This window comes from Massilia violaceinigra (genome assembly GCF_002752675.1).
In the GTDB taxonomy this organism is placed as follows: Bacteria; Pseudomonadota; Gammaproteobacteria; order Burkholderiales; family Burkholderiaceae_D; genus Telluria_A; species Telluria_A violaceinigra.
This window is the reverse complement of sequence record NZ_CP024608.1, coordinates 687,221-701,765: the sequence shown is the minus strand read 5'-3', so window position 1 is coordinate 701,765 and position 14,545 is coordinate 687,221. Positions and strand designations below refer to the sequence as shown.

Genomic DNA, 14,545 nt, shown 5'->3' with positions numbered 1-14,545 from the left:
CCAAAAAATGAGGTAGAGCGGAATTACTGCGGCTGCGGCCGCGGGCGCTTGCCGACGGTGACGTCGACCGTTGCCGGGCGATTATTGCGCATCACGGTCATTGTAGCCTTGCCGCCGGGCGGCAGCTGCGCGATCAGCTTGAGCGTGTCGATGGTCGTGCCGGCCTGTTTGCCGGCGACGGTGAGCAGGATGTCGCCCGGACGCAAACCGGCGCGGTGGGCCGGACCGTCGCGCACGACGCCGGCGATGATGGTGCCGCTTTGCTGCGCCAGCCCGAAGCTGTCGGCCAGTTCGGGCGTGATGTCCTGGGTTTCGATGCCGATCCAGCCGCGCACCACGGCGCCGTGGCGGATGATGGCGTCCATCACGCTCTTGGCGGTGGTGACGGGAATGGCGAAGCCGATGCCGACCGAGCCGCCGCTTTGCGAGTAGATGGCCGAATTGATGCCGAGCAGATTGCCGCTGGTGTCGACCAGCGCCCCGCCCGAGTTGCCGAAATTGATCGCCGCATCGGTCTGGATGAAGTTTTCGAACTGGTTGATGTGCAAATTGTTGCGCCCGACCGCAGAAACGATCCCGAGCGTGACGGTCTGGCCCACGCCGAACGGATTGCCGATCGCCAACACCACGTCGCCCACGCGCACGGCGTCATCGTTGCCGAGCACGATGGCGGGCAGGTCGCGCACATCGATGCGGATCACCGCGAGGTCGGTTTCGGGGTCGCTGCCGACCAGGCGCGCTGGCGACTTGCGCCCGTCGGCCAGCACCACCTGGATCTGGTCGGCGCCCTCGATGACATGGTTGTTGGTCAGGATGTAGCCGTCCGGACTGACGATCACGCCGGAACCGAGGCTGGATTGCTGCTCGCCGGGCGGCAGGCGGTCGCCGAAAAAGCGGCGGAAGAACGGGTCGCGCAGCAGCGGATGCTCGCGTCCGCGATTCTTGCTGGTGAAGATGTTGACGACGGCCGGCATGGCGCGCCCGGCCGCCTCGCGGTAGCTGCCCGGGGCCGGCTGCGCGCCCGGCGCCTGCAGCACCGAGACGTTGTTGGCGACCTTGGCCGGCTCGACCCGGCGCAACGGCAGCGCCAGCCAGTCGGGCCGCAGGGCCGCGACCACGAAATACACGGCCAGCGCTATCGTGACCACTTGTGCGAACAACAACCAGAAGCGCCGCATCGCGCCCTCCTCTTTATTTCTTCAGGGAATCCCTAATCTCGCGCAGCAGCAGCACGTCTTCCGGCGTCGGGGCGGGGGCCACCGCCGGCGGTTCCTCGGCGCGGCGCAGCTTGTTCATCAGGCGGATCATCTGGAAGATGATGAAGGCGAGAATAATGAAATTGAGCAGGATGGTCAGGAAATTGCCGTAAGCGAGTACCGCCCCGGCCTTCTTGGCTTCCACCAGGGTCAGGTTCATGGCCTGGTTATTCAGCGGCAGGTAGTAATTGGCAAAATCGAGTCCGCCGAACAGGCGGCCGATGGGCGGCATGATGATGTCTTGCACGAGGGAATCGACAATCTTGCCGAAAGCGCCACCAATGATCACGCCGACCGCCAGGTCGACCACATTGCCCTTCATCGCGAACTGCCGGAACTCGCCCATCATCGTCATTATTGCCCCCAAGATTGTGTAATAGCCATGCCGATCATACCTCACGGCTGTTAGAAACCAAACCGGGTCATCGGTTCCCGGCCGCAGCGCGATATGCCGCCCGGAGGCGCGCGGGCGGCCAATTGCGCACGGCGGGCGCCCGAATCGTTTCAAAATGGCGATGATTCGGCCTTGACAGGCGCACGTGCAACATTTTTTCTTTAACTCGCCCCCCTATTCCCTTATAATTTAAGGTTGCTAGAAGCTCTAAGTAGCTTTTTAAGATTTCGCATTTTGACTGATTGGGGTTGGTATGAGTAACGAAAAGCAGGTCGATCCGGGCCGACGCGTCATGCTCGCCGCTACGTGCGCGGCGGGTGGTGTTGTCGGTTTGGCCACGGCGGGAGCCTTGGTAAGCACATTCCAGCCGTCGGAGAAGGCAAAAGCCGCTGGCGCGCCGGTAGAAGTAGACATTACCGGCATGGCTGCCGGCGAAATGAAGACCGTTGAGTGGCGCGGCAAACCCGTATGGATTCTCAAGCGTTCGCCCGACATGGTCGCTTCGCTGAAGAAGACCGACGGCGTGGTCGCCGATCCGAAATCGGAACGGACCCCGGACGCGCTCACGCCCGAGTATGCGCGCAACGAACACCGTTCGATCAAGCCGGAATACCTGGTTGCGGTCGGCATCTGCTCGCACCTGGGCTGCTCGCCAACCTCGAAGTTCGCGGAAGGCGCCCAGCCTAACCTGCCGGACGACTGGGCCGGCGGCTTCCTGTGCCCTTGCCACGGTTCGACCTTCGACCTGGCCGGCCGCGTGTTCAAGAACAAGCCGGCGCCGGACAATCTCGAAGTGCCGCGCCATATGTACTTGAGCGACAACAAGCTGATCATCGGTAAAGACGAGAAAGGCGAGGCATAATCATGGCCGCGTTTAAAGAAACCAAGTTCCCGGCGAATGCGCCGGTGGCCGACAAGGCACTGGGCTGGGTCGATGACCGTTTTCCACTGTCCAAACTGTGGAACGACCAGTGGGGGCAGTACTACGCTCCGAAAAACTTCAATTTCTGGTACATCTTCGGCTCGCTCGCGATGCTGGTGCTGGTATTGCAGATCGTCACCGGTATTTTCCTGACCATGCACTACAAGCCGGACGCCAACCTGGCCTTCGGTTCGGTCGAATACATCATGCGCGAAGTACCGTGGGGCTGGCTGGTGCGCTACATGCACTCGACCGGCGCCTCGGCCTTCTTCATCATCGTCTACCTGCACATGACGCGCGGCCTGCTGTACGGTTCGTACCGCAAGCCACGTGAACTGATCTGGCTGTTCGGCTTTGCGATCTTCCTGTGCCTGATGGCCGAAGCCTTCTTCGGCTATCTGCTGCCATGGGGCCAGATGTCGTACTGGGGCGCCCAGGTGATCGTCAACCTGTTCGGTGCGATTCCTTTCATCGGCCCCGACCTGTCGCTGTGGATCCGCGGCGACTACGTTGTCTCCGATGCGACCCTGAACCGCTTCTTCGCCTTCCACGTGATCGCGATTCCGCTGGTTCTGCTGGGCCTGGTTGCTGCCCACCTGATCGCGCTGCACGAAGTCGGTTCGAACAATCCTGACGGTATCGAAGTCAAGGAAACCCTGGGTCCCGACGGCCATCCGCTCGATTCGATCCCGTCGCATCCTTACTACTCGGCGCACGACCTGTTCGGCGTGTCGGTATTCCTGCTGATCTTCAGCGCGGTGGTGTTCTTTGCCCCGGAAATGGGCGGTTACTTCCTGGAGTACAACAACTTCATCCCGGCCGATTCGCTGAAAACGCCTGCGCACATCGCGCCGACCTGGTACTTCACGCCGTTCTACTCGGTGCTGCGCGCCACCACGGCCGACTTCATGTACGTGCTGATGGGTGCGATCGCCCTGTACGTGGCCTTCATCTGGGTCACCACGCGCCTGCCGTTCCTGGTCAAGGCCGCCATCGCCGTCGTCTCGCTGCTGGTCATCATCGGCATGCTGCCGCAGGTGCTGGATGCGAAATTCTGGGGTGTGGTGCTGTTCGGCTCGTCGGTGATGATCATCGCCGCCCTGCCATGGCTGGACAAGTCGCCGGTCAAGTCGATCCGCTACCGTCCTGACTGGCACAAGTATGTGTACATCGTGTTCGGCCTGTCGTTCGTGACCCTGGGCTACCTCGGCACCCAGCTGCCGACCGCGCTGTTCACCGCACTGTCGCAAGTGTGCACGCTGTTGTACTTCGGTTTCTTCATGTTGATGCCTTGGTGGAGCTCGATGGGCACCTTCAAGCCCGTGCCGAAACGTGTGACGTTCCAGCCGCACTAATCGACGACATCACAGCAAAAGGACATTACATGAATTTTCCGAAAAAACTGATCGCGATCCTGGCATTGCTGCCGGGCCTGGCGTTAGCCAGCGAAGGCACCTTCAAGCTGGACAAGGCGCCGGCGCGCCCAAGCCTGACCTCGCTGCAAAACGGCGCCAAGCTGTTCGTCAACTATTGCCTGAACTGCCACTCGGCTTCCTCGATGCGCTACAACCGCCTGAAAGACCTGGGGCTGTCCGAAGAGCAAATCAAGGAAAACCTGTTGTTTACAGGCGAGAAAGTCGGCGCCCTGATGACGACCGCGCTGCGCCCGGCCGACGCCAAGGAATGGTTCGGCGTGGTACCGCCGGATCTGTCGGTGATCGCCCGCGCCAAGGCTTCCTCGGCCGGCACCGGTCCCGACTATCTGTACACCTACCTGCGTACCTTCTACAAGGACGATACCCGTCCGACCGGGTGGAACAATATGGTGGTGCCGAACGTGGCGATGCCGCACGTCATGTGGCAGCAGCAGGGTGTGCGCACCGTCAAGATGGTCGAAGAAAAAGATCCGCATGATGCAAGCAAAACCGTGCACACGTTCAAGGGTTTCGAGCAAGTCGCGCCCGGCACCATGACCTCGCTTCAGTTCGACGAAGCGACGGCCGACCTGGTCGCCTACCTCGAGTGGATGGCCGAACCGGCCGCAGCTACCCGCAAGAGCCTCGGTGTGTGGGTACTGTTCCTGATGTCGATCTTCGCTCTGTTCGCATGGCGCCTGAGCGCATCGTTCTGGAAAGAAGTCAAGTAAGACAGGCTGCACGCTTCATTCATTGCCCGCTGACTCGCTCAGCGGGCACATTTCGGGGTGATCCGCTCGTCGTTTCACCCCCTTTGTTTCTAAGGAACTATAAAAATGATGGTTCTCTACTCCGGCACCACGTGCCCATTCTCCCAACGCTGCCGCCTGGTCCTGTTTGAAAAAGGCATGGACTTCGAAGTGCGCGATGTGGATCTGTTCAACAAGCCAGAAGACATCTCGACGATGAATCCGTACGGCCAGGTACCGATCCTGGTCGAGCGCGAACTGATCCTGTACGAATCGAACATCATCAACGAATACATCGACGAGCGCTTCCCGCATCCGCAACTGATGCCGGCCGATCCGCTGATGCGCGCGCGCGCCCGCCTGATGCTGTTCAATTTCGAGAAAGAACTGTTCGTCCATGTGCACGTGCTCGAGAGCGAGCGCGCCAAGGCCAACGACAAGAGCCACGACAAGGCGCGCGCGGAAATCCGCGACCGTCTGACCACGCTCGCGCCGCTGTTCCTGAAGAACAAGTACATGCTCGGCGACGAGTTCTCGATGCTCGACGTGGCCGTCGCTCCGCTGCTGTGGCGCCTGGATCACTACGGGATCGAACTGTCGAAGACGGCTGCACCGCTGATGAAGTACGCCGAGCGCATCTTCTCGCGTCCGGCCTACATCGAAGCGCTGACCCCGTCCGAGAAAGTCATGCGCCGCTGATCGGCGGCTGCCCTTCGCCACTTTCGTTACACGCCAGTCCCAACGCCTTCGGGCGAATCGCAGTAGACTGGCGTGTACACGTCGTATCACACCATTATCAGAACATGCCCGACATCTCAACCAAGCCCTACATGCTGCGCGCCATTTACGAGTGGTGTACCGACAGCGGCTTTACGCCCTACCTCGCCGTGAAGGTCGATGCCGCTACCACGGTGCCGATGGAATACGTCAAAAAAGGCGAAATCGTGCTCAATATCAGCTTCGGCGCCACCTCGGGCCTGAAGATGGACAATGAAGCGATCCAGTTCCATGCCCGCTTCGGCGGCGTCTCGCGCGAGATTTACGTCCCGGTGCAAAATGTGCTGGCGATTTACGCGAACGAGAACGGCCAGGGGATGGCGTTCGAGGTGAACAGCACGGCGTCCGAGAACGCGGCTGGCCAGCCGACCGACAGTCCGCTGTCGAGCGTGCCGTCGCTGGCCAAGGCGTCCGGTAAGGCGCCCGCTGCGGCGCTCTCGAGCGTGCCGGACACGGGGTCGGAGAATGCGCCGACGGGCGTGCCGGCCACCGCGCCGTCGCCGGACGACAACAACGATCCGCCTAAAAAAGGCGGCCGTCCGACGCTCACGCGCATCAAATAGCGTATAATCCGGGCTGTAAAAGTTTCGCCGACTTAGCTCATTTGGTAGAGCAGTTGATTTGTAATCATCAGGTGGCCAGTTCGAAACCGGCAGTCGGCACCAGAATTGAGCAGCAAAATGAAGGGATACATGTTCAGCCATGTATCCCTTTTTTATGTGCTTCTAAAGCAAGCTTTTGGTATGGCCGGTTCGCTCGTTGATTAAACGGCTCTTACTCTAACGTAGAAGTTATCGGCGCAGCCCGTCCTCGCAGGGCTCGCCTCTTCCCATCGTATTGCCAGTCGACTTACGTCGTCATCAAAATTCAAGTCCGGCATCCAATCTATGCAAAAAAAATCTGACTGCATCGACGTCGGCAATCCTGCCCAGAATCCGTCAGTAACCAAAGCGGCACCGTGTGAATATTCGTCGCCCAATTCTGTTACTTGTGGATCGCAAGAACCTTTTGTACGGAAAGTGCGCGTGAGCTGATTTCTAGCTTCATGGATGCGGAGTTCTTCCTCCGACAAAGGCTCGAGGGCTGTTGCAAGACAGTGCACGGGGGTCTTCCATTCAATCCGAGACTCCTTGTCTTGAATACCGGCCCGGCAATCACCTGCATGGACCGCAAAGAGGAGCTTCTGAGGCGAAAAAACGGCGGCCAAGAAGGAGGCTGCCGACCTGGGTGCTCGTACATCGCGTAGACGGTGATATGCATCCTCAACCCATTGCTCAACGTCGGAACTGTCGGGTTGATAACGTAGGCCGAATGCTCGGTCCACCAGCACTGTAACCAGTGCTCGTGCCAGATCTCCGCTTCTTGGTCTTGAAAACACTCCATCTGCAATAACAGCAAACAGATAGTCCTCTCCCAACGCGATACCTGCGCAATCTTGATTTTCGTGGCGTTCTATTCCAATATTACTGCGCCAATTCCAATGAAAAGTCATACCTTTTCTTATTTCCTCGCCAGCGATTCAAACCGATCAAAAATTACGGTTGACCGACCCGTATCACTTCTCACCGCCGAGTCTACCGCATACTCAAAGTCATTTTCCCGGAGAAATTCCTGTATCGATGAGCTCACATATTTTTCAAAACAACCGCCAATTGCAGCAATCTCTTCTAGCAATGTTTCTCTGCCATCAACAAGAGTGATGATGTCTTCGATGTCTCGGCTTGTGAAGAAATCATTGTTACCACGGCCTTTAAACGCCTCAATTTTCGTGGCCACAAAATATGGCGCATTAACTACGCGAATTCTATGAGTACTCGGAAGTTCGAACCAAATTGCAGACTCAATTGCCGGAGCGTACCAGCGATTACTGTAGCCCAAAATCTTCTCATCGGTCGGCATTACGTCCACGATCAATTCACCAAGCCGCCAGCGGCACTGAATGTCATCCTGTATCGACACCTTAAAGCCGCGTTTTTGAAGTTCCCCAGATAGCTTCGCATAGGCGGCATAGTTCATCACATCAACAATAAGGTCTACATCATCGGTCGCCCGTACTTGTTCCTTTGTAAATTCATCAGTGATAAGTAGCCCTACCACGCATCCGCCTACGAACGCAGAGGTTTCCAACAGAGCGGGCCCCAAGGCCTCAGCTGTCTGCTCTGCTGTGGTCAAGTTATTTCGGACACAACGATAGGTTCGCGTACTGCCATTTTCCGTTCGTAGACGGCGGGCGACAGATTGCCCAATGCTGAATTGATGCGTTTGCAGTTGTAAAAGCCGACGATGTAGTCGGTGATGTCGGCCTTGGCCTCGGCATGATTGGCATATTGGCGCTGCCAGACACGCTCCATCTTGAGGTTCAAGAAGAAGCGCTCTGCAACGGCGTTGTCCCAACAATTTCCCTTACGACTCATGCTGCAAACGAAGCCGTGTTCTGCCAGCAGATCCTGGTAAAGCTCGCTCGCGTACTGGCTGCCTCGGTCCGAATGGACGACGAGTCCCGGTGCCGGTTGCCGCTGTTGAATGGCCATGTTCAATGCGTCGCAGACCAGCTTAGCAGGCATGCTCGGTGCCATGGCCCAGCCGACCACCTTGCGCGCGTACAAGTCCAGGACTGTGGCCAGGTACAACCATCCTGCGCCGGTGCGAATGTACGTGATATCGCTGACGTATGCCAGATTTGGGGCCGTTGGATTGAACTGCCGATTGAGCACATTGGCGGCAATAGGCAAGTCGTGCTTGCTGTCTGTCGTGTGAACGAATTTTCGCTTCCAGACGGGCTTCAAGGCCGCCTTACGCATCAAACTGCGCACCTTGTAGCGCCCGATTTGGAAGCCTTCGCCAGCCATGGCCGTGACCAACCGACGGCTGCCGTAGCTCTGATGGCTTGCCATGAACAAAGCCTTCAGGTGCACGGTTTCCTTGCAGACAACTGGCTTGATGGAGCGGCGCTGCGACGCGTAAAAACCGGACCGGCTGACGTCGAGGATGCGGCAGCTGCTCTGAACCGGAATGGCCTCCTTTTGCAGTTGAACAATGAGCTGATGCATCATTTCATTTCGCGGGCAAAGAAGGCCGAGGCCTTTTTTAAGATAGTCACATCCTGTCTCAGCTGCAGATTTTCCGCCTCCAATTGCCGGATCCTCTGCTGCTCGGCAGTGAGTGGCTTGCCGATGCCCGGCTGGCCGCTCTGCTCAGCACCGTACTGGGTCAGCCAGCGGCGAATCGCGGTCTGGCCGATGCTCATGCTCTCGCTGACGTTCTGAATGCTCTGTCCCTGCTCTTTGATCATTCGAACCACTTCCAGCTTCAGGCTGGGATCGAATGTCTTCCGTTTTCTTGTTGCCATGTATTACTCCTCAGATGGTGGATTTTCCACCTATTGAGGTGTCCGGGCAAATTAGACCACAGCACTCCAACATCCAAATGAGTCGCTCATTCGTATTCATATGTTACCTAATGCTCCCGTTAACTCATCCGTTGCAATCTTTACTTCTCGAAGCTTGCCAAATCGAATGGCGTCGACCAGTGCAATCAGTTCGTATAAAATAGGATCGTATCGTACTGCGAAGGGAACTGCTTTGTGGATGGGTTCTAAAGTAAGCCCCGTTGCATTACCGCGCGCGTCAGGCCAGACGTAAATATGCTCACCTGCGCTGATAAGTTTTGACGCGAGTACAGGTGCAGCGAAACCGGTGGGAATCCCCCGTGCCAAAATGCCTTCTTGTCCCGGGAAGACATATTTAAGTCCGTGGACTAAAAACTCTTTAAGGGCCTTACTGGACGGCACCGGGCGGATACCGTTTCTTGGCTTACGCAAGAGACCGCAGTATAAAGCGCGTCGAACTGCCTGATTGCATTCTGAAGCGCTGAGCCCGACACGCTTGGAAAGCGTCGCGTACGTCCACTCCAATAGAGTATGCCCAGCGGGATCGAATCGCATTTCGTATTGTGCAGTCTCAATAGGATCTGCCTCCCATCCAGCCCATGCGCTCAAGAGCGCGGCCGGGGCCGGGGCATGGTCCTGCTTTCGTCGTTCCACGTAGAGGTGCAGACTACATAACTTTAACGAGATTAAAATATCTTGACTCTTGAGCATATCCCTACTCCCATCCATTTCACATTCGCGAATAGCGAATACATTACCCATCGCTTAGCTCTCATGTCAAGCGAATTTCATGGTGCCATTTCAACTCAAGGCAAACTTGAGCCGGAAATTTCAACCGCAGGATGCATCGAATCAATTTTCACCTAAGTAAGCGCCTGTATTCTCTGGCAACGAACTGAAACGATCCACCTGCCGCCGGCCAGCGCCCCACCAAGCATCGACCGGTTCGGCTTCCCCCTTGCCAACCACGCCAGAAAGCCCCCATGCGCCTGCCCCTCATCGCCCCTTCCGACCTCACGCCCGAACAGCAGCCGCTGTACGACGACATGCGTAAAGGCATCGCCTCGAACTTCAACGCCTTCGTCTCACAGCGCGAGGATGGCGCGCTGATGGGGCCGTGGAACCCGTGGCTGCACGAGCCCGCCATCGGCAAGGCGATCTGGAACCTGACCCTGGCGATGACCGCCAACGCCGTGCTCCCTGAGAACGTGCGCCAGATCGCCATCCTGGTGGTCGGCGCCCGCTTCGACGCCGCCTACGAGCTGTACGCTCACATCGCCGTGGCCGAAGCCGAAGGCATGCCGCTCGAACGCCTGGCAACCCTGGTGGCCGACCTCAAACCGTCCGACCTGAACAAGGAAGAAAGCGTCGCCTACGACCTTGCCTACGCGCTGTGCCGCGGCGGCTTGCTGCCCGAGCCGATCTACCGCCTGGCGCTGGCCACCTTCGGCCAGAAAGGCACGAATGAACTGATTTACCTGGTCGGACTCTATTCCATGGTATCGACCACGCTCAATGGTTTCGACGTACCGGTGCCCGAACATGCGTGACGGATCCACACACAACCGCGCCACCGCCCCGCCCGAAACGGCGCGTCCGTGCGCCACCGCTTTCGGCAGCATCGCCCTGCTGCTGCAGGGCGGCGGCGCGCTCGGCGCCTACCAGGCCGGCGTCTATGAACGCCTGCTCGAAGCGGGCATCGAACCGACCTGGGTGGCGGGGATCTCGATCGGCGCGATCAACAGCGCCATCATTGCCGGCAACCCGCGCGAGGACCGGGTCGCCAAGCTGCGCAGCTTTTGGGAAACGGTCAGCAACGCCGGCGACGGCGGCACCAGCGATTACTGGACCGGACTGCTCACCGGCGACGCCTTGCGCGGCTGGGCCAACCAGATGGCGGCCGGGCGCGTGCTTTCGCATGGCGTGCCGGGCTTCTTCAAGCCGCGCATGCCGCCGCCATACCTGCCGCTGGCCAACCGCGGCGCCACCAGCTACTACGACACCTCGATGCTCGAAGGTACGCTGAACAATCTGGTCGACTTCGACCGCATCAACAGCGGCGAGATGCGCCTGAGCGTCGGCGCCGTGAACGTACGCACCGGTAACTTCGCCTACTTCGACAACGCGATCGACACCATCGCCGCCAGGCACATCATGGCCAGCGGCGCCCTGCCGCCCGGCTTCGACGCGGTCGAGATCGATGGCGAACATTACTGGGATGGCGGGCTGGTCTCGAACACCCCGCTCGACTGGGTGCTGTCGGCGCACTCGGGCCTGGACACCCTGGTGCTGCAGGTCGACCTGTGGAGCGCCAGCGGCGAGTTACCGCGCGACTTGACCGAGGTGGCGGTACGCATGAAGGAAGTGCAGTTTTCCAGCCGCACGCGCGCCGCCACCGACAAGTTCCGCAAAATGGCCGAGCTGCGCACCGCCTTCAACGAATTGCTGGCCCAGATGCCGGCCGCGCTGGCCGCCACGCCGCAGGCGCGCCTGCTGGCCGAGGCGTCCGACGAGGCGGTGTATAACATCGTCCAGCTGGTGTACCGCTCGCCCAACTACGAAGGCCAGTCGAAAGACTTCGAATTTTCGCGCCGCACCATGAACGAACACTGGCGCTCGGGCTACGATGACGCGGCGCTGACGCTGTCGCATCCGCAGATCATGGCCTTGCCGCCGGCCGGCCAAAGCCCCGCCATTTACGATTTCCTCACTTCCCGGCACGCCAGTGCCGCCACCAACACCTTGAAAGAACCATCCCATGAACCTGCAAGATAAAGTTGCCGTCATCACCGGCGCCGCCAGCGGCATCGGCAAACATATCGCCAAGGTCTACTTCGACAGCGGCGCCAGGATCGTCATCGCCGACCTCGACCTGAAAGCGGCCGAAACCGCCGCCCGGGAACTCGACCCGTCCGGCGAACGCAGCATGGCGGTGGCCATGAACGTCACCAGCGAAGAAGAAGTCGAGGCCGGCATCGCGGCGGTCGCGGCGCGCTTCGGCGGCATCGATGTGCTGGTCTCGAATGCCGGCATCCAGATCGTGGCACCGCTCGAGAGCTTCGCCTTCGCCGACTGGAAAAAGATGCTGGCCATCCACCTGGACGGCGCTTTCCTGACCACGCGCGCCTGCCTGAAAGTGATGTACGCACAGGGCCGCGGCGGCAGCGTAATCTACATGGGCTCGGTGCACTCGAAAGAGGCGTCGCCGCTCAAATCGGCCTACGTGACAGCCAAGCACGGCCTGATCGGCCTGTGCAAGGTGGTCGCCAAGGAAGGCGCGGCGCACGGCGTGCGCGCCAACGTCATCTGTCCGGGCTTCGTGCGCACGCCGCTGGTGGAAAAGCAGATTCCTGAACAGGCCAAGGCGCTCGGCATGTCGGAAGCCGATGTGGTCAAGAACGTGATGCTCAAGGAAACCGTCGACGGCGAATTCACCACCGTCGACGACGTGGCGCAGACCGCGCTGTTCCTGGCGGCGTTCCCGAGCAATGCGCTGACCGGGCAATCGATCGTGGTCAGCCATGGCTGGTTCATGCAGTAAACGGCCAGGCAATGGCGGCACCGCGCGTCTTGCGCGGTTACGTATGAAGATGGACAGGCCCGCCCACACGGCGGGCGCTGCCGCACGTTCAACCCTACATGCTGCCGCTCACGCCGGTGCATCGCATCATCGCGCCGGCGGTGCTCAAGGGCGCTGCCCGGGCCTTGCCGGCAGCCTGAACAAGGTTGCATTTTGTAAGTAAAATTGTCTACTCTGACAAGGTTGTGTCGACTGAGCTACACTTATGCCATTCTGACCTTCCCCCTGGATTCCCGATGAGCCGTCGCCTCTTGCCTGCGTGCGCCTGCGCCGCCCTGCTGCTGACCGGATGCCTGGTCCCTGAACGCTTTACCGCCAAGACCGCCTTCCAGGCGGACGGCAGCTACGAGTATTCCTATGCCGGTACTGCCGTACACACGATGGCGGCCGGGCAACTGGCCAAGGGCAGCAAGCTCGACGCCAAGGATGAGGAAAACCTGGAAAACGCAGCCGCGAAGATGAAGCGCGACCGCGATATCCGCCAGGCCGACTACAAGGGCAATGCGCGCTACGACCTCAGTGTCGAGGGCAAGCGCCAGCGCGGCCAGGCGCTCGACCTGCTGGGCGTGCTGCGCGTGGCCACCGACAAGGATGGCGTGGTCACCCTGGCCGCCGGCAAGCTCGACGAGAAGGAAAAAGCCAGCATGGCCAAGCTCGGCATCAAGCTCGACGGCACGCTGTCGGTGACGGTGCCGACCAGCGCGCAAGTGTTGTCGCACAATGCCACCTCGACCCCGTCGTTCTTTGGCCTGATCGGCACCTACTCGTGGAAGATCGGCAGCATCGAGCAGCGTCCGGAAATGAAAATCCGCTTCAAGCCGTAAGCGCCGCGCGCGCATCGACGCCGGCGCCGCGCACCGGCGGCACGTTTTGGGCCCCAAACCGACGCTCCATCCCGCCAAACACGCAGTTCATCGCAATGGCCGTGTTGACAATCCGCCCTGTGGCTATAGTTCACTCAACCCAACGAACTTAACCCACAGGAGTCAATCATGAACATCGCAAAAAACATGGAAGCCATCTTCGTCGCCGCCCTCGTCGTCGTCTCTGCAACGAGCTTTGCCACCGCCAGCGCACCGGCCCCGCGCATCCATGCGCCGGCCGCCGTGCAATCCGGTGCCGATGCCAACATGACCGTGGTCACCGTCAGCGCCAAGCGCCTCAGCGCCGCCGAAAAGGCCGAGCTGAAAGGCTGAGCAGCACCACCTCACCGACACGACCACGGAGATCCATCATGAACAGATTGTTTGCCAGCGCCCTCATGGCCGCCGCCCTCGCCACCAGCGCAGGCGCGGCCAGCGCGGATGAGCAGGTCAGCGAAAAGCGCAGCGTCGATGCGCGCGCGGTGAAGATTGCGCTCAACGGCATCATTCATCTGAACGTGAAGCAAGGCGCAACGCCCTCCCTGATCCTGTACGGCGACAAGGATGACGTTTCGCAAGTGACCGTAACCCAGCAAGGCGACACCTTGCAGATCGGTACCGCCAAGCGCGGCATCAATTTTGGACGAAGCCGCACGCACGATCTGCGCGCCGAACTGACCCTGCCGAACCTGAACGAATTCGTATCGGAGGGCATCGGTTCGACCGAACTGCGCGGCTTCAAGGGCGAGCGCATCGTGCTCAGGCTCGACGGCGCCGGCGCCATCAATCTGCACAGCCAGTACAAGCAGGTCAGCGCGCGCCTGGGCGGAGCCGGCAACATGACGCTCAACGCCGGCGACACCGACCGGGTCGACATGACGCTGCGCGGCGCCGGACGCATCGCGGCCAATGGACAGACCAAGGTGCTGCGCGCCGATCTCGGCGGCGTCGGCAGCCTGGAGGCGGGCAAGCTGCGCGCCGATGCGGTCGAACTCGACATGTCGGGGCTGGGCAGCGCCGATGTGTATGCCAAGACCTCGGCCAAGCTCACGCTCAATGGCCTGGGCTCGGCCACGGTGCATGGCAAGCCCTCGGTGCGCAGCGCCAGCGCCCACGGCCTGGGCAGCGTTACCTGGGAATAGAGCGCGCGCCACGCGCAACGCCACACAGCCGCCCGTCGATCCGGAGCGGCTTTTTTTAT

At 60.0% G+C, this 14,545-nt stretch carries 17 protein-coding genes and 1 tRNA gene; 12 read left to right on the top strand and 6 right to left on the bottom strand.

Translation table 11 applies throughout. The features are described from left to right. Positions 1-23: 23 nt before the first annotated feature. Positions 24-1,178 carry a trypsin-like peptidase domain-containing protein gene (locus CR152_RS03280; RefSeq protein ID WP_099873662.1) on the bottom strand — a complete coding sequence of 385 codons (1,155 nt, stop codon included), beginning with the start codon at positions 1,176-1,178 and terminating at the stop codon, positions 24-26. 13 nt (positions 1,179-1,191) lie between these two features. Further along, positions 1,192-1,611 carry a large conductance mechanosensitive channel protein MscL gene (gene mscL, locus CR152_RS03275; protein WP_099873661.1) on the bottom strand — a complete coding sequence of 140 codons (420 nt, stop codon included), beginning with the start codon at positions 1,609-1,611 and terminating at the stop codon, positions 1,192-1,194. Between the two features lie 292 nt (positions 1,612-1,903). On the opposite strand from mscL, the gene petA reads away from it, so the two are divergent. From petA to CR152_RS03245, 6 genes are all read left to right on the top strand, one after another. Next, entirely contained in the window at positions 1,904-2,512 is a 609-nt protein-coding gene (petA, locus tag CR152_RS03270) for a ubiquinol-cytochrome c reductase iron-sulfur subunit (protein WP_099873660.1), read from the top strand. A gap of 2 nt (positions 2,513-2,514) precedes the next feature. Next, positions 2,515-3,927: a cytochrome b gene (locus CR152_RS03265; RefSeq protein ID WP_099873659.1), complete on the top strand. Its 1,413-nt coding sequence runs from the start codon at positions 2,515-2,517 to the stop codon at positions 3,925-3,927. 29 nt (positions 3,928-3,956) lie between these two features. After that, positions 3,957-4,718 (top strand): cytochrome c1, encoded by a 762-nt coding sequence (locus tag CR152_RS03260; protein ID WP_099873658.1) that lies wholly within the window; start codon positions 3,957-3,959, stop codon positions 4,716-4,718. Positions 4,719-4,823: 105 nt separating this feature from the next. Next, the gene (locus tag CR152_RS03255; RefSeq protein WP_054265664.1) at positions 4,824-5,435 is read left to right on the top strand and encodes a glutathione S-transferase N-terminal domain-containing protein; all 612 of its coding nucleotides are present in this window, start codon (positions 4,824-4,826) and stop codon (positions 5,433-5,435) included. 104 nt (positions 5,436-5,539) lie between these two features. Further along, positions 5,540-6,076: a ClpXP protease specificity-enhancing factor gene (locus CR152_RS03250; protein WP_099873657.1), complete on the top strand. Its 537-nt coding sequence runs from the start codon at positions 5,540-5,542 to the stop codon at positions 6,074-6,076. A 26-nt stretch (positions 6,077-6,102) separates the two neighbouring features. Continuing rightward, positions 6,103-6,178 (top strand) — tRNA-Thr (locus CR152_RS03245). A 98-nt stretch (positions 6,179-6,276) separates the two neighbouring features. Here the strand turns inward: CR152_RS03245 and CR152_RS03240 are convergent. The 4 genes from CR152_RS03240 to CR152_RS32660 all read right to left on the bottom strand — a co-directional run bounded on the left by CR152_RS03240 (position 6,277) and on the right by CR152_RS32660 (position 9,612). Beyond that, entirely contained in the window at positions 6,277-7,005 is a 729-nt protein-coding gene (locus tag CR152_RS03240; RefSeq protein ID WP_099873656.1) for a PP2C family protein-serine/threonine phosphatase, read from the bottom strand. A gap of 8 nt (positions 7,006-7,013) precedes the next feature. Further along, the gene (locus CR152_RS03235) at positions 7,014-7,685 is read right to left on the bottom strand and encodes a hypothetical protein (RefSeq protein WP_099873655.1); all 672 of its coding nucleotides are present in this window, start codon (positions 7,683-7,685) and stop codon (positions 7,014-7,016) included. After that, positions 7,682-8,862, bottom strand: a protein-coding gene (locus CR152_RS03230; protein ID WP_208640061.1) for an IS3 family transposase whose coding sequence is annotated in 2 segments (ribosomal slippage) — positions 7,682-8,613 and positions 8,613-8,862 — 1,182 coding nt in all. Because the reading frame shifts where the segments join, the coding sequence is not laid out codon by codon here. The genes CR152_RS03235 and CR152_RS03230 overlap by 4 nt, the downstream gene beginning before the upstream one ends. A 96-nt stretch (positions 8,863-8,958) precedes the next feature. Beyond that, on the bottom strand, positions 8,959-9,612 hold the full coding sequence (locus CR152_RS32660; protein WP_157778308.1) for a hypothetical protein: 654 nt from the start codon (positions 9,610-9,612) through the stop codon (positions 8,959-8,961). A 272-nt stretch (positions 9,613-9,884) separates the two neighbouring features. Here CR152_RS32660 and CR152_RS03225 point away from each other — a divergent pair, with 272 nt between their 5' ends. From CR152_RS03225 to CR152_RS03200, 6 genes are all read left to right on the top strand, one after another. After that, the gene (locus CR152_RS03225) at positions 9,885-10,451 is read left to right on the top strand and encodes a carboxymuconolactone decarboxylase family protein (protein ID WP_099873653.1); all 567 of its coding nucleotides are present in this window, start codon (positions 9,885-9,887) and stop codon (positions 10,449-10,451) included. Beyond that, the gene (locus CR152_RS03220; protein WP_099873652.1) at positions 10,444-11,676 is read left to right on the top strand and encodes a patatin-like phospholipase family protein; all 1,233 of its coding nucleotides are present in this window, start codon (positions 10,444-10,446) and stop codon (positions 11,674-11,676) included. Before CR152_RS03225 ends, CR152_RS03220 begins: the two co-directional genes overlap by 8 nt. Further along, the gene (locus tag CR152_RS03215; protein ID WP_099873651.1) at positions 11,660-12,442 is read left to right on the top strand and encodes a 3-hydroxybutyrate dehydrogenase; all 783 of its coding nucleotides are present in this window, start codon (positions 11,660-11,662) and stop codon (positions 12,440-12,442) included. The genes CR152_RS03220 and CR152_RS03215 overlap by 17 nt, the downstream gene beginning before the upstream one ends. 275 nt (positions 12,443-12,717) lie before the next feature. Beyond that, positions 12,718-13,305: a hypothetical protein gene (locus CR152_RS03210; RefSeq protein WP_099873650.1), complete on the top strand. Its 588-nt coding sequence runs from the start codon at positions 12,718-12,720 to the stop codon at positions 13,303-13,305. Between the two features lie 168 nt (positions 13,306-13,473). Beyond that, a complete protein-coding gene (locus CR152_RS03205; RefSeq protein ID WP_099873649.1) occupies positions 13,474-13,677 on the top strand; it encodes a hypothetical protein in 204 nt (67 codons plus the stop codon). Positions 13,678-13,715: 38 nt separating this feature from the next. Beyond that, positions 13,716-14,486, top strand: coding sequence for a GIN domain-containing protein (locus tag CR152_RS03200; RefSeq protein ID WP_099873648.1), 771 nt, complete (start codon positions 13,716-13,718; stop codon positions 14,484-14,486). Positions 14,487-14,545 lie beyond the last annotated feature (59 nt).